24 protein-coding genes and 2 pseudogenes are annotated in these 26,402 nt (G+C 71.2%); 8 read left to right on the top strand and 18 right to left on the bottom strand.

Translation table 11 applies throughout. The features are described 5' to 3' along the window. Nucleotides 1-36: 36 nt before the first annotated feature. Nucleotides 37-699, bottom strand: coding sequence for a hypothetical protein (locus ABZ862_RS02595; protein WP_360950955.1), 663 nt, complete (start codon nt 697-699; stop codon nt 37-39). A 169-nt stretch (nt 700-868) separates the two neighbouring features. Between ABZ862_RS02595 and ABZ862_RS02590 the strand changes: the two genes are divergently transcribed. Together ABZ862_RS02590 and ABZ862_RS02585 are read left to right on the top strand one after the other, a co-directional pair. Next, nucleotides 869-1,822, top strand: a complete 954-nt coding sequence (locus ABZ862_RS02590) for an ATP-binding protein (protein ID WP_360950952.1) — start codon at nt 869-871, stop codon at nt 1,820-1,822. A gap of 54 nt (nt 1,823-1,876) precedes the next feature. Further along, nucleotides 1,877-2,269: an SCO5389 family protein gene (locus tag ABZ862_RS02585; RefSeq protein ID WP_360950949.1), complete on the top strand. Its 393-nt coding sequence runs from the start codon at nt 1,877-1,879 to the stop codon at nt 2,267-2,269. A gap of 19 nt (nt 2,270-2,288) precedes the next feature. Here the strand turns inward: ABZ862_RS02585 and ABZ862_RS02580 are convergent, their stop codons facing one another. The 3 genes from ABZ862_RS02580 to ABZ862_RS02570 all read right to left on the bottom strand — a co-directional run bounded on the left by ABZ862_RS02580 (nt 2,289) and on the right by ABZ862_RS02570 (nt 4,021). Further along, nucleotides 2,289-2,828 (bottom strand): hypothetical protein, encoded by a 540-nt coding sequence (locus ABZ862_RS02580; protein WP_360950946.1) that lies wholly within the window; start codon nt 2,826-2,828, stop codon nt 2,289-2,291. 135 nt (nt 2,829-2,963) lie between these two features. Next, entirely contained in the window at nt 2,964-3,149 is a 186-nt protein-coding gene (locus ABZ862_RS02575) for a DUF397 domain-containing protein (protein ID WP_360950943.1), read from the bottom strand. Next, nucleotides 3,146-4,021 (bottom strand): helix-turn-helix transcriptional regulator, encoded by an 876-nt coding sequence (locus tag ABZ862_RS02570; RefSeq protein ID WP_360950940.1) that lies wholly within the window; start codon nt 4,019-4,021, stop codon nt 3,146-3,148. The genes ABZ862_RS02575 and ABZ862_RS02570 overlap by 4 nt, the downstream gene beginning before the upstream one ends. 249 nt (nt 4,022-4,270) lie before the next feature. Here ABZ862_RS02570 and ABZ862_RS02565 point away from each other — a divergent pair, with 249 nt between their 5' ends. From ABZ862_RS02565 to ABZ862_RS02550, 4 genes are all read left to right on the top strand, one after another. Next, the gene (locus ABZ862_RS02565; protein ID WP_360950938.1) at nt 4,271-4,723 is read left to right on the top strand and encodes a hypothetical protein; all 453 of its coding nucleotides are present in this window, start codon (nt 4,271-4,273) and stop codon (nt 4,721-4,723) included. Beyond that, nucleotides 4,720-5,037 carry an Imm51 family immunity protein gene (locus tag ABZ862_RS02560; RefSeq protein ID WP_360950935.1) on the top strand — a complete coding sequence of 106 codons (318 nt, stop codon included), beginning with the start codon at nt 4,720-4,722 and terminating at the stop codon, nt 5,035-5,037. The genes ABZ862_RS02565 and ABZ862_RS02560 overlap by 4 nt, the downstream gene beginning before the upstream one ends. Nucleotides 5,038-5,241: 204 nt before the next feature. After that, complete coding sequence (locus ABZ862_RS02555; RefSeq protein WP_360950932.1) at nt 5,242-5,637, top strand: hypothetical protein; 396 nt, start codon at nt 5,242-5,244, stop codon at nt 5,635-5,637. Nucleotides 5,638-5,773: 136 nt separating this feature from the next. Beyond that, a complete protein-coding gene (locus tag ABZ862_RS02550) occupies nt 5,774-6,277 on the top strand; it encodes a hypothetical protein (RefSeq protein WP_360950929.1) in 504 nt (167 codons plus the stop codon). A 51-nt stretch (nt 6,278-6,328) separates the two neighbouring features. Here the strand turns inward: ABZ862_RS02550 and ABZ862_RS02545 are convergent. Beyond that, a pseudogene (locus tag ABZ862_RS02545) lies at nt 6,329-6,499 on the bottom strand (transcriptional regulator); the annotation flags it as partial. A 99-nt stretch (nt 6,500-6,598) separates the two neighbouring features. After that, nucleotides 6,599-7,585: a hypothetical protein gene (locus ABZ862_RS02540; RefSeq protein WP_360950926.1), complete on the bottom strand. Its 987-nt coding sequence runs from the start codon at nt 7,583-7,585 to the stop codon at nt 6,599-6,601. Nucleotides 7,586-7,777: 192 nt separating this feature from the next. Here ABZ862_RS02540 and ABZ862_RS02535 point away from each other — a divergent pair, with 192 nt between their 5' ends. Continuing rightward, nucleotides 7,778-8,587 carry a DUF6461 domain-containing protein gene (locus ABZ862_RS02535; protein WP_360950924.1) on the top strand — a complete coding sequence of 270 codons (810 nt, stop codon included), beginning with the start codon at nt 7,778-7,780 and terminating at the stop codon, nt 8,585-8,587. 242 nt (nt 8,588-8,829) lie between these two features. On the opposite strand, the gene ABZ862_RS02530 is transcribed toward ABZ862_RS02535, so the two are convergent. From ABZ862_RS02530 to ABZ862_RS02515, 4 genes and pseudogenes are all read right to left on the bottom strand, one after another. Continuing rightward, entirely contained in the window at nt 8,830-9,411 is a 582-nt protein-coding gene (locus ABZ862_RS02530; RefSeq protein WP_360950921.1) for a shikimate kinase, read from the bottom strand. After that, nucleotides 9,408-9,551: pseudogene (locus ABZ862_RS02525) on the bottom strand (IS256 family transposase); the annotation flags it as partial. The pseudogene ABZ862_RS02525 and the gene ABZ862_RS02530, both read right to left, overlap by 4 nt. A gap of 194 nt (nt 9,552-9,745) precedes the next feature. Further along, nucleotides 9,746-10,741 carry an aldo/keto reductase gene (locus tag ABZ862_RS02520; protein WP_360950918.1) on the bottom strand — a complete coding sequence of 332 codons (996 nt, stop codon included), beginning with the start codon at nt 10,739-10,741 and terminating at the stop codon, nt 9,746-9,748. Between the two features lie 146 nt (nt 10,742-10,887). Beyond that, complete coding sequence (locus ABZ862_RS02515) at nt 10,888-11,598, bottom strand: Sua5/YciO/YrdC/YwlC family protein (protein WP_360950915.1); 711 nt, start codon at nt 11,596-11,598, stop codon at nt 10,888-10,890. A 250-nt stretch (nt 11,599-11,848) separates the two neighbouring features. Between ABZ862_RS02515 and ABZ862_RS02510 the strand changes: the two genes are divergently transcribed. Further along, a complete protein-coding gene (locus tag ABZ862_RS02510; RefSeq protein WP_360950912.1) occupies nt 11,849-12,652 on the top strand; it encodes a thioredoxin domain-containing protein in 804 nt (267 codons plus the stop codon). Nucleotides 12,653-13,147: 495 nt separating this feature from the next. Here the strand turns inward: ABZ862_RS02510 and ABZ862_RS02505 are convergent, their stop codons facing one another. From ABZ862_RS02505 to ABZ862_RS02470, 8 genes are all read right to left on the bottom strand, one after another. Next, nucleotides 13,148-14,515, bottom strand: a complete 1,368-nt coding sequence (locus ABZ862_RS02505; protein WP_360950909.1) for a GH1 family beta-glucosidase — start codon at nt 14,513-14,515, stop codon at nt 13,148-13,150. Between the two features lie 53 nt (nt 14,516-14,568). Further along, entirely contained in the window at nt 14,569-15,408 is an 840-nt protein-coding gene (locus ABZ862_RS02500; protein WP_360951419.1) for a carbohydrate ABC transporter permease, read from the bottom strand. A 61-nt stretch (nt 15,409-15,469) separates the two neighbouring features. Next, nucleotides 15,470-16,462 carry a sugar ABC transporter permease gene (locus ABZ862_RS02495; RefSeq protein ID WP_360950906.1) on the bottom strand — a complete coding sequence of 331 codons (993 nt, stop codon included), beginning with the start codon at nt 16,460-16,462 and terminating at the stop codon, nt 15,470-15,472. An 11-nt stretch (nt 16,463-16,473) separates the two neighbouring features. Further along, on the bottom strand, nt 16,474-17,790 hold the full coding sequence (locus tag ABZ862_RS02490; RefSeq protein WP_360950903.1) for a sugar ABC transporter substrate-binding protein: 1,317 nt from the start codon (nt 17,788-17,790) through the stop codon (nt 16,474-16,476). A 292-nt stretch (nt 17,791-18,082) separates the two neighbouring features. Beyond that, on the bottom strand, nt 18,083-20,185 hold the full coding sequence (fusA, locus tag ABZ862_RS02485) for an elongation factor G (RefSeq protein WP_360950900.1): 2,103 nt from the start codon (nt 20,183-20,185) through the stop codon (nt 18,083-18,085). 451 nt (nt 20,186-20,636) lie between these two features. Next, complete coding sequence (locus ABZ862_RS02480) at nt 20,637-21,506, bottom strand: NlpC/P60 family protein (protein ID WP_360950897.1); 870 nt, start codon at nt 21,504-21,506, stop codon at nt 20,637-20,639. Between the two features lie 159 nt (nt 21,507-21,665). After that, entirely contained in the window at nt 21,666-25,682 is a 4,017-nt protein-coding gene (locus tag ABZ862_RS02475; protein WP_360950894.1) for a helix-turn-helix domain-containing protein, read from the bottom strand. A 282-nt stretch (nt 25,683-25,964) separates the two neighbouring features. Then, nucleotides 25,965-26,342, bottom strand: a complete 378-nt coding sequence (locus tag ABZ862_RS02470) for a hypothetical protein (RefSeq protein ID WP_360950891.1) — start codon at nt 26,340-26,342, stop codon at nt 25,965-25,967. Nucleotides 26,343-26,402: the final 60 nt, after the last annotated feature.

Genomic DNA, 26,402 nt, shown 5'->3' with positions numbered 1-26,402 from the left:
TGAGTGGATCTCCGTACGGGAGTGTGGGTGTCGGGGTCAGCTGACGTACGGCACCCACGACGGCGGCCCGCGCCTGCGCACGGTGTGCCGGAGCAGCGACTGCCGCAGCGGCACGGGACGGGCGGCGGCGCACGGAACCCCGGGCGGCCCCGCGGGAAGCGCGACCGGAGCCGCCAGGAGCCGCCACATCCCGGCGAGCGCGGGCACCGCACGGGCGGCGTGCCGCAGAAGCCCCCACACGGCGGCCTCCCCGCGCCGCAGCCACCAGGCGGCGAGGAGAGCGGCGAGCAGATGCGCGGCGGTGACGGGCGTACCCATCTCGTGCACATGCGCGACGACCCCGGCGGTGAACGGTCCGGAACCCATGGCGTGAGGGCCCATGCTCTGAGCGCCCATGGTGGTGGCGTCACGGCCCATGCCGTCACCGGCCGCACCCGGGACGCCGTACGGCCCGACCGTCTCGAAGACGATGTGCAGGACCCCTTGGGTACCGAGCATGGCGGCGCCGATCCCGAGGAGTGACCGCTCCCGCCCGCCGAGCACGAACCCGACGCCGAAGACACCGAGGAACGCGGCGCCACCGGCCCACACGGGCGGGGCGACCCCGGTTCCGAGCCGGTGCCCGGCGACGGCCAGCAGCACGCACACCACGGCGAACACCGCGGCACGCAGGCTCCGTACCGCCGGCGACGCACTCATGGTGAGCGATCCTCCCACGCACACCTGATACGCGTGACGGCGCAGGGTGGTTCACAGGAGTTCACAGCACCGGCACCTGACCCTCCTGGAGCAACCGGACTTGACAGAGATCACTGAGCCCCCTAAAACCTAGCGACATGACATTCATTTTCAAGAAGGTGGCCCGGTAGTGCGGGTCGCGTTCGTCGGCAAGGGCGGCAGCGGCAAGACGACCCTGTCGGCGCTCTTCTCCCGCCACCTGGCGCGATCGGGCGCCCCTGTCCTGGCCATCGACGGCGACATCAACCAGCACCTGGCCGAGGCCCTGGCCGCGGGCGGGCAGCCCGGTCCCGTGTCCCCGCCTCTGGCGGCGCACGTGAGGGAGCTCAAGGACTACCTGCGCGGCACGAACCCCCGGATCGACTCCGCGGCGGAGATGATCAAAACCACCCCGCCCGGCAGGGGATCACGCCATCTGCGGTTCCTCGGCGACGACGAGATCCACACCCGCCATGTGAGCCACGTGGTCGGCGTGCCGCTGATGACGACGGGCGAGTTCGACGAGTCGGACCTGGGTGTGGCCTGCTATCACTCGAAGCTGGCCGGGGTGGAGCTCTATCTGAGCCACCTCCTCGACGGCCCGGGTGAGTACGTGGTGGTGGACATGACGGCCGGCGCCGACGCGTTCGCCTCCGGCCTGTTCACCCGCTTCGACGTGACGTTCCTGGTGGCGGAACCGACCCGCAAGGGAGTGTCGGTGTACCGCCAGTACAGGGACCACGCCCGTGACTTCGGCATCCGTCTGGCGGTGATCGGCAACAAGGTCACGACCGAGGACGACCTCCTCTTCCTGAAGCAGCAGACGGGCGACGACCTGCTGACGTACCTGGTCCAGGACCAGTGGGTGAGAACGGCGGAACAAGGCGTCCCGCGAGGCGAACCGGACCCCCTCAACCAGCACGCGCTGGCCCTGATCCGAGCGGCGGTGGACGACACGGTCCGCGACTGGCGGACCCTGCACCGCCACGCCGTGGACTTCCATCTGCGCAACGCCCGTACCTGGGCGAACGCCGCGACGGGGGTGGACCTGGCCAACCAGGTGGACCCGGACTACGTCCCGGGCGAACTCCCCGCAGCCCCCTGACCCCTGCCCCTGGCTCCTTCTGCCCCTCCCTCTCGCTCCCGAAAGGAACCCTCCATGTCTCTTGACGTCTCCCCCGCCCTCCTCGCCGAAGCCGAGGCCGGCGTGCTCCGCGAGGCGGACTTCGTGGACACGGTCCGCACGTCACTCCCCTACGCCTACGACCTGATCGCCTCCCTCGCCACCGAACTCCGTTCGGGCACGGCCGACTTCGCCGACAACCAGACCCCGCCCCCCTCCGAGAAGGAGCGCGGCCAGCTCCTCCGCGCTCTCGCCAGCGACGCCATCCGCGGCTCCCTGGAACGCCACTTCGACATCACCCTGGCCTTCCAGAACTGCCACCGGGTGGCGGCGTTCCGCCCGGGGTCGACCGGCACGGAGACCCACACCCGCTTCACCTCGCTCCGCGCCCAGGTCCTGAACCAGTCCCCGGAATTCCGGGACTGCTGACCGCTCTCCGCCGCACCGGCTACTCGATGCCCGCCGCGTCGAGTAGCCGGACCAGGTCCACCCGCCGGTACCCGAGCGCCCGGGCACGCTCCACGGTCCCCAGCACCAGCTGCGCGACGACCTGCGCCCCATGCCCGTCCCGGTCGTCACCGAGCCACTCGTCGGGCTTCTCGATCCCGAGGCTGTTCATGACGAGCCCGTGCTCACGCCGGATCTCCGCGACGGTGGCGGCCACCGCGTGCAGCAACGTGGCCCCGGGCCGCTCGCACTCCAGCGCGAAGCACCCCCAGTCCACCGGCGTGCACCCGGCGGGCGGATGCGCACGCAGCTCCGCGTACCGCTCCCCCTCGAAACCACCGTCCCCGAACTCCTGATGCAGCAGGGCGAACCGGTGGAACCCGGGAGGCACCGGCGGTGGCGGCGGCGAGTACGCCCACCCGGCGTCCTCGTACAGCAGCCGCTTGACCTCTTCCTCGTCGGCAAGGGTCACGGCGAATCCCGTGTCCTCGTTGCGCCCCGTGACGGTGCCGTCGTCGTTGTGCCGGAACCGCAGTCCCATGTGTGCCTCCGCTGTGCCTGATCGGCGGGGAAGATCCCCGTCACCCGATCAAACGGCCCGCGAACCGCACACGTGCCCGCCCCACCGAACATCACCCGTCCGAATGACACCCGCCCACCCCATTGACACCCCGCCTCACCGCAGCGCGGCGAACCCCACGAACCGCGCCCACCCGACGCGACCGACGGTGAGGTGAGGGAGGGTCATGTCCTTGGAGTCCCGCACGTGTATGTCCTGTTCGGCGACGGCTACCTCAACGCAATCGTCTCCCTGGGCACTGCTGTAGGTGGACTTGAACCAGCGGAGTTCAGGCGTGTTCATAGCGCTCCTCTGATCTGCATCAGCAGGCTCGCGGAGTCCTTCGGAGAGAGTGCCTGCGAACGAAGTCTCGCATAGCGCATATGAATCCGGCTCACCTCTTTCGGGTTAGCAATCAAGCGACCGTTCTCCTGTCCCTCGGAGTACGCGCGCCAGCGACCGTCCGGCATCTCCAACAGCCTGACCGGCCCAGCGAGACAAGCGTGGTGTTCACTGTTCGCCGGCATGATCTGGACCGTCACGTTGCGCAGTGCACTCACGTCGAGGACATGGTCGAACTGCTCGGCGGTGACCCGCGGACCGCCGAGACGTCGCAGGAAGACCGCTTCCTCGACAATGAAGTCGAAGGCCGTACTCGGCTTCTCGTGGAACACCAGTTGGCGCTCCATACGCGCACGCACGGTGTCTTCCAACGCCTCGTCCGACAGGGGAGGGATGTCGTTCTCGCACAGGGCGCGCAGGTACCCCTCCGACTGCAACAGCCCCGGAACCAACCGGCACTCGTATGTGCACAGGCTGACCGCCACCCGCTCCAGCCGGGCCCACCGCCGGAACCACACCGCCAGCCCGGCCTCGCCCCGCGTGAGGAACTTGGCCGCCTTCCGCAGGGCCCCGGTGTTGCCCGTGGCCTCCTCCGCGCCCTCGACGAAGGACTCGTCCGGCATGCGCCGCCCCAACTCGACCGATTCCACGGTGTGCTTGGAGTACCGCACGAGCTCCCCGAACTCGGTCCGGCTCAGACCGGCATGCTCCCGCAGGGCCTGAACGACGGCGCCGAAGGTCCGCAGGCTGTCGGAGGGAACGGGCTCCCGCTCGTCCACGTCCCCCACCTCGTCCTGCGCGCACCCGGCGATCTCAGCAACCCCTTCCACCATCCGCAGCCACCTCCTGTACCTGCTCACCCGCTGACCGTTGTCCAACGACATCCGGGGCAGGGGGTGTCGGCGGACACGACGTACACACCACGGCACAACCCCGTACGGTGGCACGCCGTACGCGCATCAACCCATGACCGCAGCCGCGGACCGTCACCCCGCTGCGTCCGCTCCGCGGGGACGAGGGGAGACTGATGCGAGCGGACCGCCGTACGGCGATCCTTCGACCTTCCGACGGAAGCGTGGGGCATGGCTGTCACCTGGTACAGCGCCGTTTCCTATGCGCTGGTCGTCACCATCGGTTCCTGGACGACAGGGGCCGTGGTCGGCCTCGTCTGGTCAGCGTCCGCGGCAAGCCTCGGAACCTGGGTGTCACTGTGGGTGGCGAACTTCCCGTCCTACATGCTGCTGACCGTCATCACGCTCACCCTCGCCCTGACGCGCCGTTACACCGCTCCCCTGCCGACGTGGCGTGTCCCTCTGGTCGACGGCGGCGCCTACCTGCTCGTTCTGCTGCTGGTCAGCGGTCTCTGGGCATGGAAAGAGGGGGCGGCCGTACCGGTAGACGACGCGTTCGTCACGGCGAGCTTCGCCCTGCTCACCCTCCAGTTGCCGGCGGCATGGCTGCTGAGCGTCTGGCGCGCACGGCACCTCCGCGTCGTCCTGCGCCGGATCGACGACGGCACGAGGTCCGCGTCGTGACCGTCTACCTGCATGACTTCGACGGCAAGCACTCGTTGACGATGAATACCGGTGGCCTGGCCGCCGATGCCGCAGTAACCGCCGCCGGACACGAGCCGAACGGGTACTTCTGGGAAGGTCTCGTGCGGTTCGCCTGGCCGGACATTGCCGAGCACCTGGATTTCGACAGCGAGGCCGGCACGTTCTGCGCGATCGGTGGTGCGAGCGACCTCGCTCGACTCAGGACGGTCGTCGAATCAGTCATCACCGCCCCTGACACCGTCCGCGGCATCATCGCCCGTGCAGAGACTTCAGGCTTCGAATTCGACGATTAGTGCCGTGACCCCGCCGGGTGGGGCGGGCCAGACCGCAGCCGGCAGTGGCCTGCCGCAGCGGCCCCCCGTAGGCCTCGATGGGGTTGGCTCGGAACGCGTACATGAGTGTGAATCACAGCTCGCCCCCTGTTCTTCGTCGCGCGACTCGCACGGAGGCATCCTCGACCGGGAGAACCGGCGACACTGATCCACGCACGGGAAGCCGTGGACAAAGCTGAGGCCGACGGCGCAGACAACATCGACGCGCTGAGGGAGGAGCGGTCGGAAGCTGCCGGGCTCGCCGAGGGTGTCCTTTTCGCGTCAGAGTTGGTCCGCATGCGCAAGCAGCGGAAGACCGTGCTCGCTCAGGTGCGGACGCGGGTCGACGCGCCCGAGCAGCGTCCGACACGGCATGGAGTCGCCGTCCCCCCGGACCTCGCCGCCCTCATCGACCACCACGCCGCACACGCGATCGTCCTGGACGACTTCCACCACCGCCTGCTCACCCGCAGCAAACGCACCTCGTCCCCGGCGGCGGAGCTCCGGCGGGCGCTGGTTCCCTACGATCACAGGACCCGGCCGAACCCCTACGACCGCCGCGCCGGGCCCCGGCACAGCTGACGGCCACCGCCACCCGAGGAACGAGCACCGCGTGACACGTACCGACCGCGAGGAACGGCAAGAAGCCGATGCCCGCATCTGTTCGCGACCTCGGGCGCTCGCTTCGTCCACGGCGGTCCCTCAGGGAGGACCCTCGGTGAGGGCGATCCGATACGCGTACGTGCTCGGTGGCGCCGCCGCTCTCCTCTCGGCCCTGTCCGGATGCGTGTCCCCTCCGCTCTGCGCCGGCGCCGAGGTGGTGACCGAAGTCGGCGTCTACTTCGCCCAGGACGGATACACCGATCTCGTAGGCGCCACCTGGCAACTGTGCACGCACAGCGTCTGTGCCAAGGCCGAGGTGAGGCAGGAGTCGATCACACGGGCACGTATCCAGCTCCCGACCGATGTCACCCCCGACGCCGCCCCGGTCCGCTTCCGCGTCACCCGTAGGGGCGCCACCATCCCTTTCATCGACGACACCGCCAAGGTGAGACTCCTCCACCAGTCCGACGGCTGCGGCGGCGGTGGCTACAGCCGGGACCTCGCCTACACGAAGGAGACCGGCTTGACGGCGGACATCCCGAAGAAGGTCTCAGATGCCTGGTTGCACCAGCTCAGATCCGACACCACTGCACCACCCACCCCCTCCGAGTCCCCCTGATCACCGAACACCCCGAACGCCATGCGGCCCGCCTACCCGAAGCCCGGGAGACTCATACACGCACAGACGCACCGCATCCCGCTCCAGCCGGGCCCACCGCCGGTACCACGCCGCCAACCCCACCTCACCCCGCGTCAGATGCCGGGCGGCCTTTCGCGACGCCCCCGTGTTGCCCGTCGCCTCCTCCGCCCGTTCGACGAACGAGTCGTCCGGCATCCGGCGCCAAGTGAGGCTCCTTGGGGCCCGGCTGCTCCTCCCGCTGCCGGAGCACCCGTGAACCAAGGGCCTTTGCGGCTCGGACTGCGGACGCGGTACAGACCGTCATGCTCCTGTGAGCGGCTGCCACCTTTCGTCCCGCGTGGGATCGATACGGCTGTGCCACACCAGTGTCCCGCCGACCAGGCCCGGCCTGTCGCGCGTGGCCAGGGCCGGGGAGTCGAGCATGTCGGCTGTCTCCTCCAGATAGGTGACGAGGGTGTCGACCACCTCGTCGGTGTCATCGCCATAGAGAGACCAGCGGCCGAGGTGACCGGTGGCGGCGTCCAGGTACAGACCCGACGTACGGTCGGCCGTGCTCCGGGCTGCCACCGGGATCCACGTCCTCTTCCAGACCAGGACCCGCTCACTGTCGGGCCGGTCGGCGGCCAGAACGTCCTCGCGGGCCTGGACCTCCATCTTCCACCGATGGACGGCGACGACCACGTCCAGGGGCATCAGGACCCAGTTCCCCGGAAGACACCCCCGCCCGTCGACCCCGTCGTCACCTGCGGCAAGTGTCCACAAGGCACACAGCTCGACGGGAATCACGACATCGAGGGTGTCTTCGAGGGCGGCCAGGTCGGCGGGGCGGGCGCCGGGGCGGAGGGCGGCGTAGGAATCGGCGGCGTGGTCCCTCAGCCGGCAGGTGATTCGCCGCCAGGCTTCGGCGATCTCCCGGACGGTGACCGCAGCGGTGACAGGATCGACGGATCGACCCCGCGCCCGGGCATTCTCACCGTCCCCGGCCTGCTCGGCCCACCCTGCCTGACCGGCTTGCTCGGTCCGCTCGGTCCGCTCGGCGAAGGAGGCCGGAGTGACGTACCGGATCTCCACCCGATCGGGTTCGCGCAGATACCCGACAGCCAACGCGGGGCAGTCCTCGAACAGTTCCCCGTCGACCATGACGGTGAAGATGCCGGGCAGCCCGGAGGTCCGCCCCATATCCGGATCCTCACCGAGCCGACCGGCCACCACCTTCAGGGCGTAGGGCACTCCGGCACCGAGCAGAGCCGCGCTCTCCCGCACATGCGGCGGAACCTCGACGATCACTGATCGACACCCCTCACCGGTCGAACCACGGACCTCGCGCCCCAAGGACATCACGAAAGCCGCCCGGCGGACCACCAGCGGTCAGACGTCGCCGGAAGGGGGAAGGAGCAAACGGGGACGGATGATGGGGTCGAGCGGCGTACATGTGTATCCGGACGACGAGTGTCAGTGGTGGCGGCCACACTGTGGTGCATGGCTTCCGTGACCGCAGATGACTACGCCTGGATACGTTCTTCCCCTGTGTTCCGCCACGCGCTCGAGTCCGGGTACATGCTGACCCTGGTGCGCGCGGTCTCCCCCGAGGAGGTGCTGCGGGTGATGGAGACGGAGCCGCAGGGCACGTGCACAGGGTCCGACGCGCTGATCGAGCGGGAGTCGGAACTGCGCGACGGGACGGACTACTGGGACGAGACCTTTGTCGCGGGTGCGTTCACCGTGCCGGGCGCCGACGGTGACTGGACGCTCGTCCTGCACTTCGACGGCGGCACGGGGATGCGGCCCCGTTTCCTGGAGGCCCTTTCGGCAGGCGGCCGTGCCGTGGCGCACTCCACCAACGGTGGCAAGCCCATCCACCTGTTCCACTGGTACGAGAACGGGGAACTCCGGACCACTTTCGAATGGCCCACGGCCAGGGCCGGCAGCACCCCCGACGACCTGAACTCCTTGATGCACGAGGTCGGTTTTGTCCTCTCCGACGAGGTCGCCGCAGGCGCGCGGGTCGACACCAAGGCAGCGGTCCTCGCCCTCACCGAGCGGCTGACCGGCGTGCGGGTGACGGAAGAACTGCTCCAGAACGCCGAGTACCAGCTCGGCCAAGTGCCGGACGAGCCCGCTGAGGAATGGACCGGCATCGTCATCGACATCACCGACGCCCACGGGGACCGCTTCTACAGGGAATTCACCCGCGAAGAGGTCGAAGCCGCCACGATGCGTGCCCGCGCCGAGGCCAACACCCCGGTCGTCGTCCGCGGACCAGAACGGCTCCCGGGCGCGAACACCTGATGAACCGGCTCAGGCAGGTCGCCGGTTCCCCTGTGCGGTAGGGATCGGGAACTCCTGGAACAGCCAGGCGGCATAGGACACGACCAGGAGCGACAGCGCGACGAGCCGTGCCGCTCTGGCCGGCACCACGACGGACCTCACCGGCGGTCTGAAACGTCCGGCGGTACCGGCGGCTTCCCACGCCGCCGTTCGTGGCCATATCGAGCGACACCTGTGGATCCGGAGTGTTCCTGCTCCGCTGCTCAGCCGCTTCGGAGCAGTCGTGCCGTGATCTGGGCGGGTGTGTCGTCCTGGGTGTGGATCGTCCGTGTCGCGATCTGCGCGGTGCCGGGGTCGTCGAGCCAGTGGGCGAGGAAGTCGTGCCCGTCAATGATCCAGGTTCGTCCTTTGCTCTCGGTGCAGCGTCGTCGCAGGACGCTCAGTGAGATCTCGCGGTCGGGGGAGGGCAGGAGACGGACCACGTCCGGGCAACGGCTCAGTGCAGTGCGGACGGTGACCAGGTGGTGGTGGTCGGTGTAGCTGGTGTGGCCTGCGCCCAGCGCGATGACGGCGCCGGGGTGATCGGCGACGGCGCGGGCCACGGCATGGGCGCGGGCCGGTTCCCACTCGGTCTCGGCCGCAAGGCGCCCGGCCGCGGCGATCCGCTCGCGGAGTCTGTCGATGGTCCAACCCGCCTCCGCGTAGTACCGGTCCGCGGCGGCATCCAGATCGACGAACGGTCTGTGCGTCCTTGCCGCGATCTCGCGGCCGAGGGTGGTCTTTCCGGTGCCGGCCGGACCGACGAGAACCATCCATGGTGCCTCGATGGGCGCGGGCCGGCTCACGTGGCGGTCACCTCTTCGCGTTCGACGAGGTGACCGCCTTCGAAGCGGGCTCCGGCGCGGACGAGGGCGACGAGGTGGGGTGTCTCCATGGCCCGCCGTCGGGCCTGGGCGGAGTGGACGGGCTTGAACACCGTGGCCAGGGCGGGTACGGGAGCCGGCTCCGCGGGTGGCCTCGGTGCGCGGGCGCGCGAACTGTCTGCCCAAGTCCGCGCAGCCGGGCGCGACGAAGGCGATGCAGGAGAGCTCGCCTCCCCGACCAGGCGCTGGGCGGCGCGAGCCATTGCGGACTCCTCTCGCGTCGCCCGGCCCGCGCCGTGACGGTGTTGATGCGTCTCTATCGGTTCACGGCCGCCATGCCTGCCGCGTCGTAGCGCTGGCCGGCGGCCTTGGGGACCTCGGCGTCGATGCGGCCGAGGTCGTCAGCCGTGAGTTCGACGTCCAGCGCGCCGACGTTCTGCTCCAGATACGTCCGGCGCTTGGTGCCCGGGATCGGGACCAGGTCCTCGCCCTGCGCCATCACCCATGCGATGGCGAGCTGAGCGGGCGTGACGCCCTTCTCGGAGGCGATCTCCTTCACCTTCTCCGCGAGCCGGAGGTTCGCGTCGAGGTTGTCGCCGGTGAAGCGCGGGGTGCTGCGCCGGTAGTCGCCCTCGTCGAGGTCGTCCGGGGAGGAGAACCTGCCCGCGAGGAAACCGCGACCCAGCGGGGAGTAGGGCACGAATCCGATGCCCAGCTCGCGGCAGGTGGGCAGGACGTCGGTCTCCGGGTCCCGGCTCCACAGCGAGTACTCCGTCTGTACCGCCGTGATCGGGTGCACGGCGTGGGCGCGCCGGATCGTCTCCGCGCTCGCCTCGCTCAGGCCGATGTGGCGCACCTTGCCCTCCGCGACCAGTTCGGCCATCGCCCCGACGGTCTCCTCGATGGGCACCTGCGGGTCGACGCGGTGCTGGTAGTAGAGGTCCACGTAGTCGGTTCCGAGCCGCGTGAGGGAGCCCTCGATCGAGCTGCGCACATGCTCCGCCGAACCGTCCTGGCGCCCGATCGTGCTCGGGTCGCCGGGAGTGGCGTCGTCCATGCGGTAATTGAATTTCGTGGCGATGACGTACTCGTCGCGGTGACCCTTCACCGCGCGACCGATCAGCGATTCGTTCGTGAGCGGGCCGTACATCTGGGCGCTGTCCAGGAAGGTCACCCCCAGTTCGAGGGCGCGCTGGATGGTCCTGATGCCTTCGACCTCGTCGGTGGCGCCGTAGAAGGCGGACATCCCCATGCAGCCGAGGCCGAGCGGTGAGACCTTCAGGTCCCGAAGTGTGCGTGTGTGCTGCTTCATCTTCGTGCAGGCCCTTCCTTGATGGCGTCGCGGGCAAGACATTCGCTCTGGCGATGCGGCAAACTGACAGCTCTGTGTGACGCTCCGCACTCTAGGACTTCGAGCGCGCACGAAGTCAAGGCGACTTCTCCGTGTCCGGCCCCCTGTCAGCCGTGTACGGCCGGGTACCGCTCCCGCAGGTGGCGGAGGTAGTCGTCGGGGCCGGGGGCGTGCTGGTCCTGGGCGCCGGGGCGGTGCAGTTGCAGGCGGCCGTCGGGGTGGAGACGGACCGTCGTGGTGGCCCTCCGGGGCGGACCGGGCGACGCGGGAGCGGGCTCGGGGTCGGGTGGTTCGAGGACGGCGACGCCGGGCGGGAACATCCGGAGGGCGTCGGCGGTGGTCGCCGCGGGTGGGTGACCGGTGCGGTTGGCGCTGCTGACGTAGAGGACCGGGTGCTCGTCGAGCAGGGGGCTCAGGGGGTGCGGGCGGGCGCCGAAGAGGAGCGTCCAGCCGTCCTTGGCGGCAGGTGTGAGCCAGGGCGGCACGGAGGCGGGGTGCCGCAGGGGTACCAGGACGGTGAGGCGCTCCGCGGCCAGCAGCCTGCGGGCCGTGTCCGCCGTGGCGGGGGCGAGGTCCCAGATCTGGTCCAGGGCGGCCAGGGTGTCGGGGTGGTGCGCCCACAGGGCGACGGGCTGGTCCGGCGGGCGGCCCTTCGCCTCGTTCACCGTGCGGGCCCGCGTGGCGGTGACCACGTGGGTGAGCGGTGCGTCGTTGGGCAGCACCACGGCGGTACCGGCGTGCAGCGCCTGCCGTGCCCGCGCGAGCGTCACCGGCGACCGTCCCGGCGAGGGTTCGTACGGGCGCGCGGTCGTGGCCACAGGGGCTCCCATGAGTGACGGTGCTCGGGGGGAGGCCCAGGCTAGTAGGAGGGGCGGGGCAGCCGTGGACGCGGGGGCGGACGGCGAGGGGAAGGAGAGTAAAGATCAAGTCAAGCACCGTTCAAGAGATGCCCTACCGAACGGCCCTCCGCCCCGGGACCCGGGGTCGGGCGCGGGGGGACTGACGACCCTCGCGGTGAGTCCGCCAGGCCCGTACCGGGGGCGTCCTCCCCTTCGTAGCGTTCGCCTCATGAGCAGCACACATCGTTCGCATATCGCCGAGCTGCGCGAGAGCGAGAAGCGGGCGGAGACCGTCAAGCGGCGCGCCCTGGTCCTCGGCGCGGCGGCCGCCGTCGTCGCCCTCGCCGCCGGGGTCGGGATCGGGTACGGCGTCCACGGTGACGGCGGTTCGTCGGCGGCGCCGACCTCCGCCGCGGCCGGCGCGCCGCTCGTCATCCCGGCCCACTCCACCGGCTCCAACGGCACCGTCGTCGTCTACGGGCGGGCCGACGCGCCGACCACCGTGCAGGTCTTCGAGGACATGCGCTGCCCGTACTGCGGCCTCTTCGAGAAGAACCTCGGCAAGTCGCTCACCACCATGGCCGACTCCGGCAAGGTGAAGATCGAGTACCATCTCGCCGCCTTCCTCGACAAGCGGCTCGGCGGCAGCGGCTCCATGACCTCCCTCGCCGCGCTCGGCGCCGCGCTCAACGAGGGCGGCGCGGCCAAGTTCAAGGCGTACCACGACGTCCTCTACGCGGCCCAGCCCAAGGAGGAGACGGACGATCCCTTCGCCTCCACCGCCACCCTCCTCGACCTCGCCGACAAGGTGCCCGGGCTGCGCTCCCCCTCCTTCAACAAGGCCGTCAAGGAGGTCACCTACCTCCCCTGGGCGAAGAAGGTCGCCGACGCCTTCTACAACACCACCGATGTCTCCGGCACCCCCACGCTGAAGATCAACGGCAAGAAGGTCGACGTGCTGACCGCGTCCGGGGACACCGTGAGTGAGCAGCAGTTCACCAAGAACGTCGAGGCGGCCATAGCGGCCAGGTGACGGGCGTCATTGGTCCCTGCGGACGGGACCAATGGCAGGGCCCCCGGCCCGTCGTCGGGTGGCACGATGAACGGGCTGGCGCCGGTACGGGCGAGAAGGATGGACAGCACCGATTTACTTCGCGTGCCGTACGGCGCCGGCTACCGAGCCCGGGGAGCCTCTGCTTCCGGCTCGGCTTCGCTCGGCCCTCCCGGCTTCCCGCCAGGTCGGTCTCCCGGCTGTCCGGTGATGCCTGTTTCCCCATGTGATTCGTCGCGCGCACACGGCACCCGGCTGCTGCTCACCCCTGGCCTTGCGTACGCGCGTCCTTTCCCGGGTCCCCGGCTTTTCGGGTCCCCGGCGCGGCCGCCTCCCCGGAGGCGGGCCGCTCCTGATCGGCGGGCGCCGGTGCGCGGGGACGTGTGGGAATCCGCGCACCGGCGCCCGCGCCTGCCCCACGGCCGGGCTCAGTCGGCCAGGGCGGGCCCGGGGCCCGGTGGACGCCTCACGCGCGGCTCACGCCGCTTCGCGGCCGCCCCTCTCCCGGTGTGCGCGCACGATGTCGGCGTACCGGTGGCCGCTGCCCTTGATGCGGCGGGTCTGGGTGCGGTAGTCCACGTGGACCAGGCCGAAGCGCTTGTCGTAGCCGTACGCCCACTCGAAGTTGTCCAGCAGTGACCAGGCGAAGTAGCCGGCCAGCGGGGCGCCCTTGCGGGCGGCGGAGGCGCAGGCGGCGAGGTGGCTCACCAGGTAGGCCTGCCGCTCGGGGTCGTCGACGGTGCCGTCGGGGCGTACGACGTCGGGGTACGCCGAGCCGTTCTCTGTGACGTAGAGGCGGCGGGCGCCGTACTCGTCGGTGAGACGCAGCAGGAGGGTCTCGATGGCGCCGGAGTCGATCTCCCAGTCCATGTGGGTGCGCGGGACACCGAGGCGGCGCACCTCGCGGGTGTACGGGGCGGGACCGCGGGGGTCGTCGGCGACGGTGGCCGGCATGTAGTAGTTCAGGCCCAGCCAGTCCAGCGGCGCAGCGATGGTCTCCAGGTCGCCGGGCTTCTCGGGGAGTTCGACGCCGTAGACCTCGCGCATGTCGGCCGGGAAGCCGCGGCCGTGCACCGGGTCGAGCCACCAGCGGTTGACGTGGCCGTCGTGGCGGCGGGCCGCCGCCTGGTCCGCGGGACTCTCGGTGGCGGCGTACACGGTGGAGAGGTTGTTGACGATGCCGATCTCGGCGTGGGGCACGGCGGCGCGGATCGCCTGGGTGGCGAGGCCGTGGCCGAGGAGGAGGTGGTAGGAGGTGCGGACCGCGGCGGTCAGGTCGGTCAGACCGGGGGCCATCTTGCCTTCGAGGTGGCCGATCCACGCCGAGCACAGCGGTTCGTTGAGGGTGGTCCAGTGGGTGACGCGGTCGCCGAGGCGGGCGGCCACGAGGGCCGCGTACGCGGCGAAGTGCTCGGCGGTGTCGCGCTCGGGCCAGCCGCCGCGGTCCTGGAGGATCTGGGGCAGGTCCCAGTGGTAGAGGGTGACGGACGGGGTGATCCCGGCCGCGAGCAGCGCGTCGATCAACTCGTCGTAGAAGGCGAGTCCCTTGGGGTTGGGGGTTCCGTCGCCGCCGGGCAGGACGCGCGGCCAGGCGACGGACAACCGGTAGGCGTTGAGGCCCAGTTGCCCCATGAGGCCGATGTCCTCGCGCCAGCGGTGGTAGTGGTCGCAGGCGATGTCGCCGTTGTCGTCGCCGTCGATCTTCCCGGGGGTGTGGGAGAAGGTGTCCCAGATCGACGGGGAGCGGCCGTCCTCGGCCACGGCGCCCTCGATCTGGTACGCCGAGGTGGCCGTGCCCCACAGGAAATCGTGCGGGAGGGCGGCGAGGTCGATGGCGTCGGACACGGAAGTCCTCTCAGAGAGACAGGAGTTCGGGTGGGGGGTACGGCTGGGACGGGTCACTTCACCGCGCCCGCCGTCAGGCCCGCGACCAGGTAGCGCTGGAGCAGCAGGAATCCGGCGACCACGGGGACGCTGACGACCAGCGAGGCGGCCATGATCTGGTTCCAGTAGACGTTGTTGAGGGTGGAGTAGCCCTGGAGGCCGACGGCGAGGGTGCGGGTGGTGTCGTTGGTCATGACCGAGGCGAAGAGGACCTCGCCCCAGGCGGTCATGAAGGCGTACACGGCGACGGCCACGATGCCGGGTACGGCGGCCGGTACGACGATCCGGAACAGCGCGCCGAGCGGCCCGCAGCCGTCCACCAGGGCGGCCTCGTCGAGGTCGCGCGGGACGGAGTCGAAGTACCCGATCAGCATCCAGATCGAGAACGGGAGGGAGAAGGTCAGGTACGTCAGGATCAGGCCGCCGCGTGAGCCGAACAGGGCGATGCCGGTGGCGTTGCCGATGTTGACGTAGAGAAGGAACAGCGGGAGGAGGAACAGGATGCCCGGGAACATCTGGGTGGACAGGACGGTGACCGTGAAGACGCGCTTGCCGCGGAAGTTGTAGCGGCTCACGGCGTAGGCGGAGAAGACCGCGATCACCACCGAGCACAGGGTCGCGCTGCCCGCCACGATCAGGGAGTTCATGAAGTACCTGGCGAGCGGGATCGTCGACCAGATGTCGATGTACGGGCGGATGGTGAGCCCGCTCGGCAGCCAGCGGAACTTGCCCGTGACGTCGGCCAGCGGCTTCAGCGAGCTGGAGATCATCACGTAGACCGGCACAAGGACGAAGCCGGCGAGCAGGGTGAGGAAGACCCGACGGGACCAGACGAAGGTCTTCGGCGGCGCCATCGGCGAGACGGGCGGCTTGAGCCGGGTGGCGGGGGCCGCAGTGGCGGAGGCCGAGGTGGTGCTAGACATCGGCGGCCTTCTTTCCGCGGGAGGTGAAGATCAGGTACACGCCCGTGACGAGCAGCAGGAAGAGCAGCAGCAGGACGGACATCGCCGAGCCGGTGCCGAAGTTCCAGGTGACGAAGGACGCTTGGTAGATGTGCACGGAGATGAGGTCGGCGGCTGCCGGAGCGGCTCGGCCGAACAGTACGAAGGGTGTGTTGAAGTCGTTGAACGTCCACAGGAACAGCACCAGGATCAGTACCTGGTTGACGGGGCGCAGCGACGGCAGGGTGATGCGGCGGATCTGCTGCCACACCCCGGCGCCGTCGAGGGCGGCGGCTTCGTAGAGTTCCTTGGGGATGTTCTGCAGCCCCGCCATGACGATGAGGAAGGCGAACGGCCAGCCCTTCCAGACCGATACGACGAGCAGGGCGTAGAAGCTGTTGTCGCCGATCAGCCAGAAGGACGGCTTGTCGGTGAGGTGCAGTTGGTCGTGCAGGACGTGGTTCACCAGGCCGTTGTCGTGCTGGAACATGAACACCCAGGTGATGACGGCCGCGTAGACGGGCAGCGCGTACGGCACCAGGAACAGGGCGCGCAGCAGGCCCCGGCCGCGGAACTCGTCCTGCATGCAGATCGCGGCGGCGGTGCCGATGAACCAGCACAGGCCGACCGACAGCAGGGTGAAGCCGACGGTGACGAAGAAGGAGTGGAGCAGCGCCTCGCCGACGGGTGCGTCGAAGTCCACCGAGACGCGGTAGTTGCCGAGGCCGGACCAGGGCGCGGTGCCCCAGTCGCGGATGTAGAACTGGGTGAGTTCCTTGAAGCTCATCACGATGCCGATGACCATCGGCACCAGGTGGACGAGGAGTTCGAGGATCAGGGCGGGCAGAAGCAGCAGGTAGGGCAGGGTGGCACGGCCGACCCGCCCGGGGCGGCGCGTGCTGCGCGCCGCCCCGGGGGGAGCCTGGCCGGCCGATTGCTGATCGGCCGCGACGGTGGTCGTCGTCATTTCTCTCTCTGTCACTTCGCCGGCATCTGCTGCTGGGCCTTTTCGAGCTTGGCCTTCACCGCGGCCGTGGTGATCGTGCGGCCTGCGGCGGCGTCGGCGAACAGTTCCTTGACGGCCGTGCCGACCGCGGTCTCGAACTGCGACTCGTCGGCGACCTGCGGCAGGGCGGCGGCGCTGGTCGCGAGGGTGTTCTTCAGGACGGCGTTGGCCGGGGTGTTGAAGGCGGTGTCCTCCTGCGCGGCCTTGACCGGCGGGATGGAGCTGTAGGCGGTGTTGAGGATCTTCTGCTCGGCGTCGCTCGTCATGAACTTCACGAACTTCGTGGCGCCGTCGGCGTTGTGGGTGTCCTTGAAGATCGCCAGGTTGATGCCGGCGACCATGGAGTTGATCTGGGTGCCGGTGCCGGGGGTGCCGGACCGGACGGGGACCGGGGCGATGCCGTAGGCGTCGTCGCTCATGCCCTGAGACGTGAGGTTGGCGGAGGCGGACTGCCACAGCAGCATGGCCGTCTTGCCCTTGGCGAAGTCGCTGACGGACTGGTTCTGCGCGTACTCGGCGTTGCCGGTGGGGATGGCCTTGTCCTTGGCCATCAGGTCGACGTACTGCTTGATCGCGGCGACCGCGCCGTCGCTGGTGAAGTTCGCCTTGCCGTCGGCGGTGAAGAAGTCGGCGCCGTGCTGCTTGGCGAAGACGAAGACGTGGTGGATGTTCTCCGAGAGGTTGGAGCCCTCGGCGCCCAGCACCTGCTTGCCCTTGGCCTTGATCTTCTTGCCGTCGGCGACCAGTTCGTCCCAGGTGGCCGGGGGCTTGGAGATACCGGCGTCGGCGAAGATCTGCTTGTTGTAGTAGAGGGCGTACGCCATCGAGTAGAGCGGTACGGCGGCCGGGTCCTTGCCGGTGACGCCGGTGGAGCCGAGGGCGGAGTCGACGAAGCGGTCCTTGCCGCCGATCTTGGCGAACTGGGCGTCGCTCCAGGGCAGCAGACCGCCGGTCGCCTGGAGGGAGGCGCTCCAGGTGTTGCCGATGTTGAGGACGTCGGGCCCTTGGCCGGAGGTGGTCGCGGTCAGGATGCGGTTGAGGAGGTCCGACCACGGGACGACCTCGAGTCTGACCTTGATGCCGGTCTGCTTCTGGAACTTGGCGAGTTCGGGTGCGAGGACCTTCTTGTCCACGGCGATGCTGGCGCCCTGGTTGGAGGCCCAGTAGGTGAGCGTCTTCGGCGAGTCGCCGGACCCGCCGCCCGTCGACGAACCGCCTCCGCACGCGGTGGCGGCGAGAGCGAGAGACAGGGTGACGGCACCTACGGCGGCGGCTCGGATGCTGCGCATGGCTCCTGGTGTCCCTTTCCGGGAGTCGAGAACCGGAGGGTGGGGCGGGAACGGCGCCGCGGCCCCTTGCGGGACCGCCCTTGCGTTCGACTCCTGAAGCCATCCTCACGGCTTAATTTACGACGTGAGTTAAATCCTCTCAGGCGGGAACGTCAAGGGATCCGGCGGAATTCGGCGGAGGGAAGTGGGCGGATGCGGGTGCACCCCGGGCGAGATGCCCGGGGTGCACCCTTGTCACCGTCTACGGCTCGCTGCCCACCGCTCAGCGTCTGCCGCTCACCGCGTGCGGCCTCTACGACGCCGCCGTCCCCTCCGGCGCCCGTGCGTACCCCGCCGGACGGGAGGTGAAGGTGCCGCGGCCCTGGGTGCGGCTGCGCAGCCGGGTCGCGTACCCGAACAGCTCCGCCAGCGGCACCGTGGCCGTCAGCACCGCCGAGCCCGCCCGCGGCACCGACCCGGTGACCCGGCCGCGCCGTGCGGCGAGGTCGCCCAGAACGGTACCGAGCGCCTCCTCGGGCACGGTGACCGTGACCTCGGCGACCGGCTCCAGCACGGCCATGCCGCTGCGGCGCAGCGCCTCCCGGAGCGCCAGCCGTCCTGCGGTGCGGAACGCCAGGTCGGAGGAGTCCTTGGGGTGGGTCGCCCCGTCGGTGAGCGTGACCCGCAGTCCCGTCACCGGATGACCGGCCAGCGGACCGTCCGCCAGGGCGTCCCGGCAGCCGGCCGACACGGCACGGACGTAATCCTGCGGGACGCGCCCGCCGGTGACGGCGGACCGGAAGACGAAGCCGGTCGCCGCGCCGCCGGTGTCCGCACCGTCCGCCTCCAGAGGCTCGACGTCCAGCACGAGGTGCGCGAACTGGCCCTGGCCGCCGTCCTGTCTGGCGTGCCGGAACACCAGTCCCGACACGCCGCGCACGACGGTCTCCCGGTACGAGACCCGGGGCCTGCCGACGTTGACGACCAGACCGGTGTCCCTGCGGATCTTCTCCACCGCGACCTCCAGATGCAGTTCGCCCAGGCCGGACAGCACCGTCTGCCCGGTCTCGGGGTCGGTCCGCACGACGAGGGACGGGTCCTCCTCGACGAGCCGCGCCAGCGCCGTCGCCAGGCGTTCGGTGTCGGTGCTCACCCGGGCCTCGACCGCCACCGAGACGACGGGCTCGGCGACCCGGGGCGGTTCGAGGACCAGCGGGGCGTCCCGGGCGCACAGGGTCGAACCGGGACGGGCGGACCTGAGCCCGGCCACGGCGACGATGTCACCGGCCGCCGCGCGGTCCAGGTCCGTGTGCCGGTCGGCCCGGACCCGCAGGATGCGCCCGATCCGCTCGGCGCGCCGCGCGACCGGGTCCCACACGACGGCTCCCTTCTCGATCGTGCCCGAATAGACCCGCAGGAACGTCAGCCGCCCGGTGGGCGTCGCCGTCACCTTGAACGCCAGCGCGGCGAACGGGGCGTGCGGATCGGCGGGCCGCTCCTGACCGGCCCCGTCGTACGTGCCGTGCACCGGGGGTACGTCCGCCGGCGCGGGCAGGTAGGACACGACCGCGTCCAGCAGCGGCTCGATGCCGCGGTTGCGGTAGGCGGAGCCGCACAGGACGACCACGCCGTCGCCGGTGCGGGTGAGGTCGCGCAGGGCGGTCTTGAGCACCGGCGTCGACAGGTCCCCGCGGGCGCAGAACTCCTCCAGCGCCGCCGGGTGCAGCTCGGCGACCGTCTCCTCCAGCGCCCGGCGGCGCCGCTGCGCCTCCTCGCGCAGCTCCGGCGGCACCGGGGCCTGCGCACACGGGCCGCCGTCGCCGTCGGGCCACGTCAGCGACCGCATCCGCACCAGGTCCACGACGCCCGTGAAGCCGTCCTCCGCACCGATCGGCAACTGCACCACGAGGGGTGCCGGGTGCAGCCGCCGGCGGATCGAGCCGACGGCGGTGTCGAGATCGGCGCCCGAACGGTCCAGCTTGTTCACGAACGCGATGCGCGGGACGCCGTAGCGGTCCGCTCGGCGCCACACCGACTCACTCTGCGGTTCCACGCCCGCGACCGCGTCGAACACGGCGATCGCGCCGTCGAGCACCCGCAGCGAGCGTTCCACCTCGTCGGCGAAGTCGATGTGGCCGGGGGTGTCGATCAGGTTGACACGGTGATCCTTCCAGGTGCAGCTGACGGCGGCGGAGAAGATGGTGATGCCGCGGTCGCGTTCCTGGGGGTCGAAGTCGGTGACGGTGGTGCCGTCGTGGACCTCACCACGTTTGTGGGTGGTGCCGGTGGCGTAGAGGATCCGCTCGGTCACAGTGGTCTTGCCCGCGTCGACATGGGCGAGGACGCCGAGGTTGCGGACGTGGGTGAGGGGCGTTGCAGTCGCGATGGCGAGGGTGCGGTTCGTGTCGTTGCGCACGGCCCGTATGCCTTTCGGTGATCCGGAGGAGGGGCGGCGCGATCTCCCGTGACCAGCCACTCCGCGGCACCCGCCCACGGCACCCGCCGTGGCGCTGCCCGGCATCACCCGGTATCGCGCGGACGGCGGGGCGACGTGTCGTCCTACGGTGGGCGTGGGCGTGGGCTGCGGGTGTGTCAGTGGTCCGTGGTCGTCGTCACGGGCATCCGGTGCCGGCCGCGCAGCGGGCACCGGACGGCCAAAGACACCAGGATCACCTCGTAACGGGCACGGGAGCGGGGAGCGGCTGCGGCGGTGCGGACGCACATGGCCGGGCTCCCCTCGTCTCACTCGTCACGGACACGCGCCGCCCGGTGCGGGCGGCGGGCGGTTCCTGATGAGTGTAGGGAAGCCCGGCCGGGGCGGCACCGGAATTGATTCCGGCGCCGCTCCCGGCTCCGTCGAGGCGATGTCAGCCCGTGCAGGTCGGGACGCCGTCCAGCCAGGCCGGTCCCTGGATGTAGATGTTGGTCATCCATGCCTTGTAGTCGGGCAGGTAGGACCAGGCGTCGTTGGTGTAGCCGTCGGAGGTGACGACCTCGGCGTGCTTCTGGCACTCCACGCGGACGGTCGTCGGCCCCGGGAAGGCGTAGACCCTGGTGGCGCCGACGGACGGTGCCGTCTTGGTCCACACGCCGGTCCCCCAGGTCTGGAAGACGTGGCCCGTGACGGCCCCGGTGTTGACGCGCAGGGCGCCGAAGTAGTCGCCGCCGAGCCGGACGTCGCTCACCATCAGCTTGGTACCGGACTGGCGGGCCTCCACCATCTTGCCCTGGCCGAGGTAGATGGCGATGTGGTGCAGGTCCTGGGAGGTGCCCCACGCCATCAGGTCACCGGGCAGCAGCGGGCCGGTGCCCTGGGCGGCGGTGAAGCGTGCGGCGGCGCGGGCCGTGTAGTACTGGGTGGCGGCAGGGCCGTTGAGGATGTCGGAGCCGGTGGCCTCGGCGTAGGCGTAGCGGACGAGGCCGGAGCAGTCGAAGCCGAGTCGCTCGGGGTCGTGTTCACTGGCCGGGTCGTCGGGGTCCACCGTGCCGTAGGTGGGGCCGGGCTGGGCGCCGTGGCCGCCGCCCCAGGTGTACCAGGTGCCCGCGTCGACCTGGGCGCAGGCGGCGGCGACGGCCCGCTGGGCCGCGGCGGAGGCGCCGGACGCGAGGACGCCGCAGTCGCCGGCGGCCTTGGTGGTGACGGCCCGGGAGGCGGAGGCGGGCGGCGCCCAGAGGAGGAGGGCGAGCAGCCCGAGGAGTGTGCTGAGCAGTGCGGTCCGCCGGATCGTACGGATCATGCGGGACCCCCGTTTCGGTGCGTGTGCGAAAGGTGAAGTGGTCACCGACCAGCCTTCCCGGGGCGCCCGCGCCGGTCGACAGTCAGCCGTGGTCCTCTCCCAAGAGGCAACGGGCAACCTTTGGGAAACCGGCCCTGAGCAGGGGAAACGGCACACCCCTCATGCCTGCGGGCACGCCTGCGGGACTGATGACGAGGCCGATGACGACAACCCGTCCGGCAGCAGGGTCCTGAGCCGCTCCGGGCCGATGCCCTCCCGCAGCCGGCAGACCGCCGCCAGCCGGTGCGCGGGGTCGAGGTCCCACAGCCGTACGGTGCCGTCGTTGCTGCCGCTGGCGAGCGTGCGGCCGTCCGGCGCGAAGTCGACGCCCCACACCGCGTTGGCGTGACCGGTGAGCGTGGCCCACGGCCGCCGCGCGGGCACGTCCCACAGTCGTACCGTCCGGTCGCTGCCGCTGCTGGCGAGCATCCGCCCGTCGGGTGAGAAGGCCAGGCCGCGCACCGAGCCCGCGTGTCCGCCGAGGGAGGCTTCGAGGCGCCGCCGCCGCACGTCCCACAGCCGTACGGTGCCGTCGTTGCCGCTGCTGGCGAGCGTGCGGCCGTCCGGGCTGAACGCCACGCCCCGGACGGCACCGGTGTGTCCGGTGAGGACGGCGAGCCGGCGCCGGGTCCGCACGTCCCACAGCCGTACCGTCAGATCGTCGCCCGCGCTGGCGAGGGTGCGGCCGTCGGGGCTGAAGGCGACGTCGTCGGCGGAGTCGGTGTGCCCGCGCAGCACGCCGGTCGGACGGCGTGTCGCGGTGTCCCACAGCCGTACGGTGCGGTCGGCTCCGGCGGAGGCGAGGGTACGGCCGTCGGGAGCGAACGCCACCGCGAACACGTCCCCGGTGTGGCCGGTGAGGGTGCCCGCGGGACGGTGGGTGCGGACGTCCCAGAGGCGGACGGTCCCGTCGGAACCGGCGGAGGCGAGCAGCCGTCCGTCCGGGGCGAAGGCGACGGAGGTGGCGCTCTCGCGGTGCCCGGTGAAGGTCGTCACGACCCGGCGCCGCGCCACGTCCCACAGCCGCACCGTGTGGTCGGCGTCGGCGGTGGCCAGCAGTTCTCCGTCCGGGCTGTAGGCGGCCTGGGACACCTCGGTGAACGGACGGGCCGTCAGCACCGCGCCCTTCAGGTCCCACAGCACCACGCTCTGGTCGAAGCCCGCCGTGGCGAGGAGGGTGCCGGTGGGATCGACGGCGACGGACAGCACGTAGTCGGTGTGCCCGGCGAGGGTGGCGACGGGCCGCCCGGTGTCGACGTCCCAGAGCCGGGTGGTGCCGTCGCCGCCCGCGCTGACCACGGTGGCGCCGTCGGGTGTGTAGGCGACGGCGTTGACGTCGTCGCTGTGCCCGGTGAGGGTGGCCGTGGTGCGGCGGGCGCCGGTGTCCCACAGGCGGACGGTCCGGTCGACGCCGCCGCTGGCCAGGTACCGTCCGTCGGGGGCGAACGCGACGCCGAGCACTTCGTCGGTGTGCCCCCGCAGCACGGCGAGCCGCCGGGCGCCGCCTGCGCCGTCCGTGCCGTCCGCGTCACCGGTGTCCCACAGGCGGACGGTGCGGTCGGCGCCGCCGGAGGCGAGGGTGCGGCCGTCGGGAGCGTAGGCGAGGGTGTTGACGCGCCCGGTGTGCCCGGTGAGGGTGGCGAGGGGGCGGGGCGGCGTGTCCCTGCCTGCCGTGTGCCAGAGCTGCACCGTGCCGTCGGCGGTGGCGACGGCGAGGGTTCTGCCGCGGGGGTCGAAGGCGACGGCGCGGGCGGCGTCGGTGCGGGCGGGCAGGACTGTGCCGTGGCGGGGGGCGGCGGTGTCCCAGAGGCGGACGGGGCCGTCGGTGGAGGTCGCGGCGAGGGTGCGGCCGTCGGGGCTGAACGCCACCGCGCGCACCCGTCCGGGAACGGTGAGCGTGGCGATCGTACGGTGGTCGCCGGTGCGGCGCAGCCGTACGGTGCCGTCGGAACTGGCCGTCGCCAGCAGACCGGTGTGCCCGGGCGCGAAGGCGACGGCGTTGACGGGGCCGCGGTGACCGCCGAGGCGGGCCGAGAAGGGCTGGGCCTGGGTGCTGAGCAGGGCGCCGCGGGCCTCGGCGGTGGGGTCGGCGCGGTAGGCCTCCTCGGCCAGCAGCATCGAGGCCTCGGGCTGGCCGCCGGCCAGGGAGGTGGAGCGTACGGCGAGGGCCTGGGAGCGGGCGACGCGTTCCTGGCGGAGGGCGCCGGCGCGCTGCTGGTAGGCGAGGGCCCCGGCGGTGACGGCCAGGCCGAGGATCACGACGAGGGTGGCCAGCAGCAGCTGCCGTAAGCGGAACTGACGCCTCGACTGCCGCTGCCGGGTCTCCTCCTCGGCCTGGCTGGCGGCCAGGAAGGCGGCCTCCAGGGGATCGAGACGGCTGCGGCCGTCGAACTCGTCGGCCCAGATCCGTACGGTCTCCAGACGGGTGCCCCGGTAGAGGGCGGAGGGGTCGCGGTACTCGCGGTCCCACTCGGCGGCGGCGTGGGCGAGCTGCTGATGGGTGAGCAGGGCGGCCCGGTCGGCATGGATCCAGTCACGCAGCCGGGGCCAGGCGTGCAGCAGGGCTTCGTGGGTGATCTCCACGGTGTCGTGGTCGACGGTGATGAGGCGGGCCCGCACGAAGACGTCGAGGGCCGCACCGGCACCTCCCGTGACGACGCCGCCCGTGACGGCGCCTGCCGCACCGGTGCCTCCCGGGCCGTCGCCTGCGGAGCCGTCGCCTCCTGGGGCACCGGTCTCCCGGGCTCCGTCGGGGACGGTGCCGGCCTCCCGGGTGCCGTCGAGGAGGGTGCCGCGGGCCGCGCGGCGGCGGGTGGCGCCGGTGCCGTCGTCGGAGACGTGCACGAGGCGGGACAGGACCCGCCGGATGGTCTTCTGCTCGGCCGGGTAGAGCTGGGCGAAGGTGTCCTCGGCGGTACGGGCGACGGCGCCGCGGATGCCGCCGGTGCGCTCGTACCCGGCGACGGTGAGGGTGGCGTCCTCGCGCTGCTGCCAGGTGGCGAGCAGGGCGTGGGAGACGAGGGGCAGGGCGACGGACGGCGCCCCGCCGCCGGTGCCGTCGCGCAGTCCGGCGTCGGTGAGGAGGAGCGGGACCAGCCCAGGTTCGAGGGTGACGCCGGCGAGTTCGGCGGGCCGGGTGACGGCCTCGCGCAGCTCGGTGACGGACATCGGGGGCAGGACGAACAGCCCCTCGGTGAACACGGACGCCAGTTCGGTGAGCTCGAGGCAGCGGCCGGTGAAGTCGGCGCGGACACCGAGGACGACGACGGCGGAGTCGTGGCCGGGCTGCGGACCGGCGAGAGCGGTGAGCACCCGCGCGAAGTCCCGCCGTTCCCTGTCGTCGGTGCAGAGGGTGAACAGCTCCTCGAACTGGTCGACGAGCAGCACGGGCCGTACGGGTGGCGGGGGCCGCTGTTCCGTGGGTTCCCCGGCATGCCCGTCCCGGACGGCGGCCAGGAGCAGCCGGGGTTGGTCCGCGAGCCGGCGGACGGTGAGGTCGAGGGTGCCGCCGAGGACCTTGGCGGTGCGTTCGAGGAGTTCGTCGAGCGGGTGCGCGGTGGGCGTCAGGGACACCACCGGCCAGCGGTCGGCGCCGGGCATCGGGAAGCCGCCGGGCCGGGCGAGGGCGGGCACGAGACCGGCGTTGAGCAGGGACGACTTGCCCGCCCCTGAGGGTGCGACAAGCATCAGCGGCCCGGCACCGACCCGCTCGAAGACCCGCTCGACGAGATCGGCCGTGGCCTGCTCCCGGCCGAAGAACCACCCGGCGTCCTGCGGGGTGAAGGAGGCGAGCCCCCGGTACGGGCAGGCGGCCTCTCCGGCGGCGTCGACATCGTTGCCAGGGACGGCCGCCGCCGGTGGTTCCTCCAGCAGGCGCAGCAGCGCGCCCTCGGCGCGCAGGATGGCGTCGCAGCGGCGTGCGACATCGGAGGTGGCCCGTTTCGCACCGGTTTCGATCTTGCTCAGATAGCCCTTGCTGTAGTGCGTGTGCCGGGCCAGATCGGCCAGCGACAGGCCGCGCTCCTGACGCAGGCGTCGGAGCTGGGCGGGGAAGGCGGCCGTGGCAGCGGCGCCCGCCCGCCCGTACGACTCGTCGCCCGGCGGGTCGGCAGGGCGTACGGATTGCTGTTCCCCCAAGGCGTCCCCCATGGCATGGCGCGCCCACATCGTGAGACGGCGGATGCCCAGGTTACTGCGGGGATCGGACAACGGACCAAGCCTTTTCACCCGATTGGCGCAAAATGCCTTCCGAGGCCGGCGCGGTGCCGGCCCCGGAAGTGCTCCCCCGTCCCCCTCTCGCCCGATGGCCGTCAGTGCTCCCCCGCACTCCCCCGTGCCACGGGCGTCACCGCACCGGTCCCGGTCCCGGTCACGGCCCCGCTCCGGGTCCGGTACCGGGTCCGGTTCCCGGTCGCGACCTCAGGGCCTGTTGAGGGTGATGGAGTTGACGGGCGTGAGGTCGCGGTAGACGCCCTGGTCCTGCGGGATGGTCTCGGTGCAGTTGGTGCCGCCGTAGCCGTTGCAGAGGCTGGCACTGGCTCCGCCGTACTGGTTGTTGAGGACCCAGTGGTCGCCCAGCTGGTTGCTCAGGTTGTGAGCGCCGTAGCTGTAGTAGGCGTTGGTCGGGTGGGGGTCGTCCCACGGGGCGACGCCTTGGCCGTAGATGCAGACCGCGCCGGCGGGGCAGCCGTACCAGGGCGTCTCGTCGGCGGGCTTGGCCTGCGCGGCCCCGCCCAGTGCCACCACGGCGGCGACGGCGGTGGCGAACGCCGCGGCACCTCGGAAGATCTTGCGCATGTTTTCCCCCTTGCTGGGTCTTCCGCGACGTCCACACCGTCCAGGTCCTTCGGATCGTCT

Origin of the sequence: Streptomyces sp. NPDC047000, assembly GCF_040644295.1 — a bacterium.
Classification (GTDB): Bacteria; Actinomycetota; Actinomycetes; order Streptomycetales; family Streptomycetaceae; genus Streptomyces.
The sequence above is the reverse complement of the archived record's forward strand: the minus strand, read 5'-3'. Positions and strand labels throughout refer to the sequence as shown.

Bases quoted from the DNA above. Each gene is read 5' to 3' on its own strand.
- ABZ862_RS02520 (WP_360950918.1), bottom strand. From the start codon at position 10,741: ATGAAGCAGCACACACGCACACTTCGGGACCTGAAGGTCTCACCGCTC.
- ABZ862_RS02565 (WP_360950938.1), top strand. From the start codon at position 4,271: ATGGCTGTCACCTGGTACAGCGCCGTTTCCTATGCGCTGGTCGTCACC.
- ABZ862_RS02595 (WP_360950955.1), bottom strand. From the start codon at position 699: ATGAGTGCGTCGCCGGCGGTACGGAGCCTGCGTGCCGCGGTGTTCGCC.
- ABZ862_RS02575 (WP_360950943.1), bottom strand. From the start codon at position 3,149: ATGAACACGCCTGAACTCCGCTGGTTCAAGTCCACCTACAGCAGTGCC.
- ABZ862_RS02470 (WP_360950891.1), bottom strand. From the start codon at position 26,342: ATGCGCAAGATCTTCCGAGGTGCCGCGGCGTTCGCCACCGCCGTCGCC.
- ABZ862_RS02495 (WP_360950906.1), bottom strand. From the start codon at position 16,462: ATGACGACGACCACCGTCGCGGCCGATCAGCAATCGGCCGGCCAGGCT.
- ABZ862_RS02535 (WP_360950924.1), top strand. From the start codon at position 7,778: ATGGCTTCCGTGACCGCAGATGACTACGCCTGGATACGTTCTTCCCCT.
- ABZ862_RS02490 (WP_360950903.1), bottom strand. From the start codon at position 17,790: ATGCGCAGCATCCGAGCCGCCGCCGTAGGTGCCGTCACCCTGTCTCTC.
- ABZ862_RS02500 (WP_360951419.1), bottom strand. From the start codon at position 15,408: ATGGCGCCGCCGAAGACCTTCGTCTGGTCCCGTCGGGTCTTCCTCACC.
- ABZ862_RS02585 (WP_360950949.1), top strand. From the start codon at position 1,877: ATGTCTCTTGACGTCTCCCCCGCCCTCCTCGCCGAAGCCGAGGCCGGC.
- ABZ862_RS02480 (WP_360950897.1), bottom strand. From the start codon at position 21,506: ATGATCCGTACGATCCGGCGGACCGCACTGCTCAGCACACTCCTCGGG.
- ABZ862_RS02570 (WP_360950940.1), bottom strand. From the start codon at position 4,021: ATGGTGGAAGGGGTTGCTGAGATCGCCGGGTGCGCGCAGGACGAGGTG.
- ABZ862_RS02580 (WP_360950946.1), bottom strand. From the start codon at position 2,828: ATGGGACTGCGGTTCCGGCACAACGACGACGGCACCGTCACGGGGCGC.
- ABZ862_RS02510 (WP_360950912.1), top strand. From the start codon at position 11,849: ATGAGCAGCACACATCGTTCGCATATCGCCGAGCTGCGCGAGAGCGAG.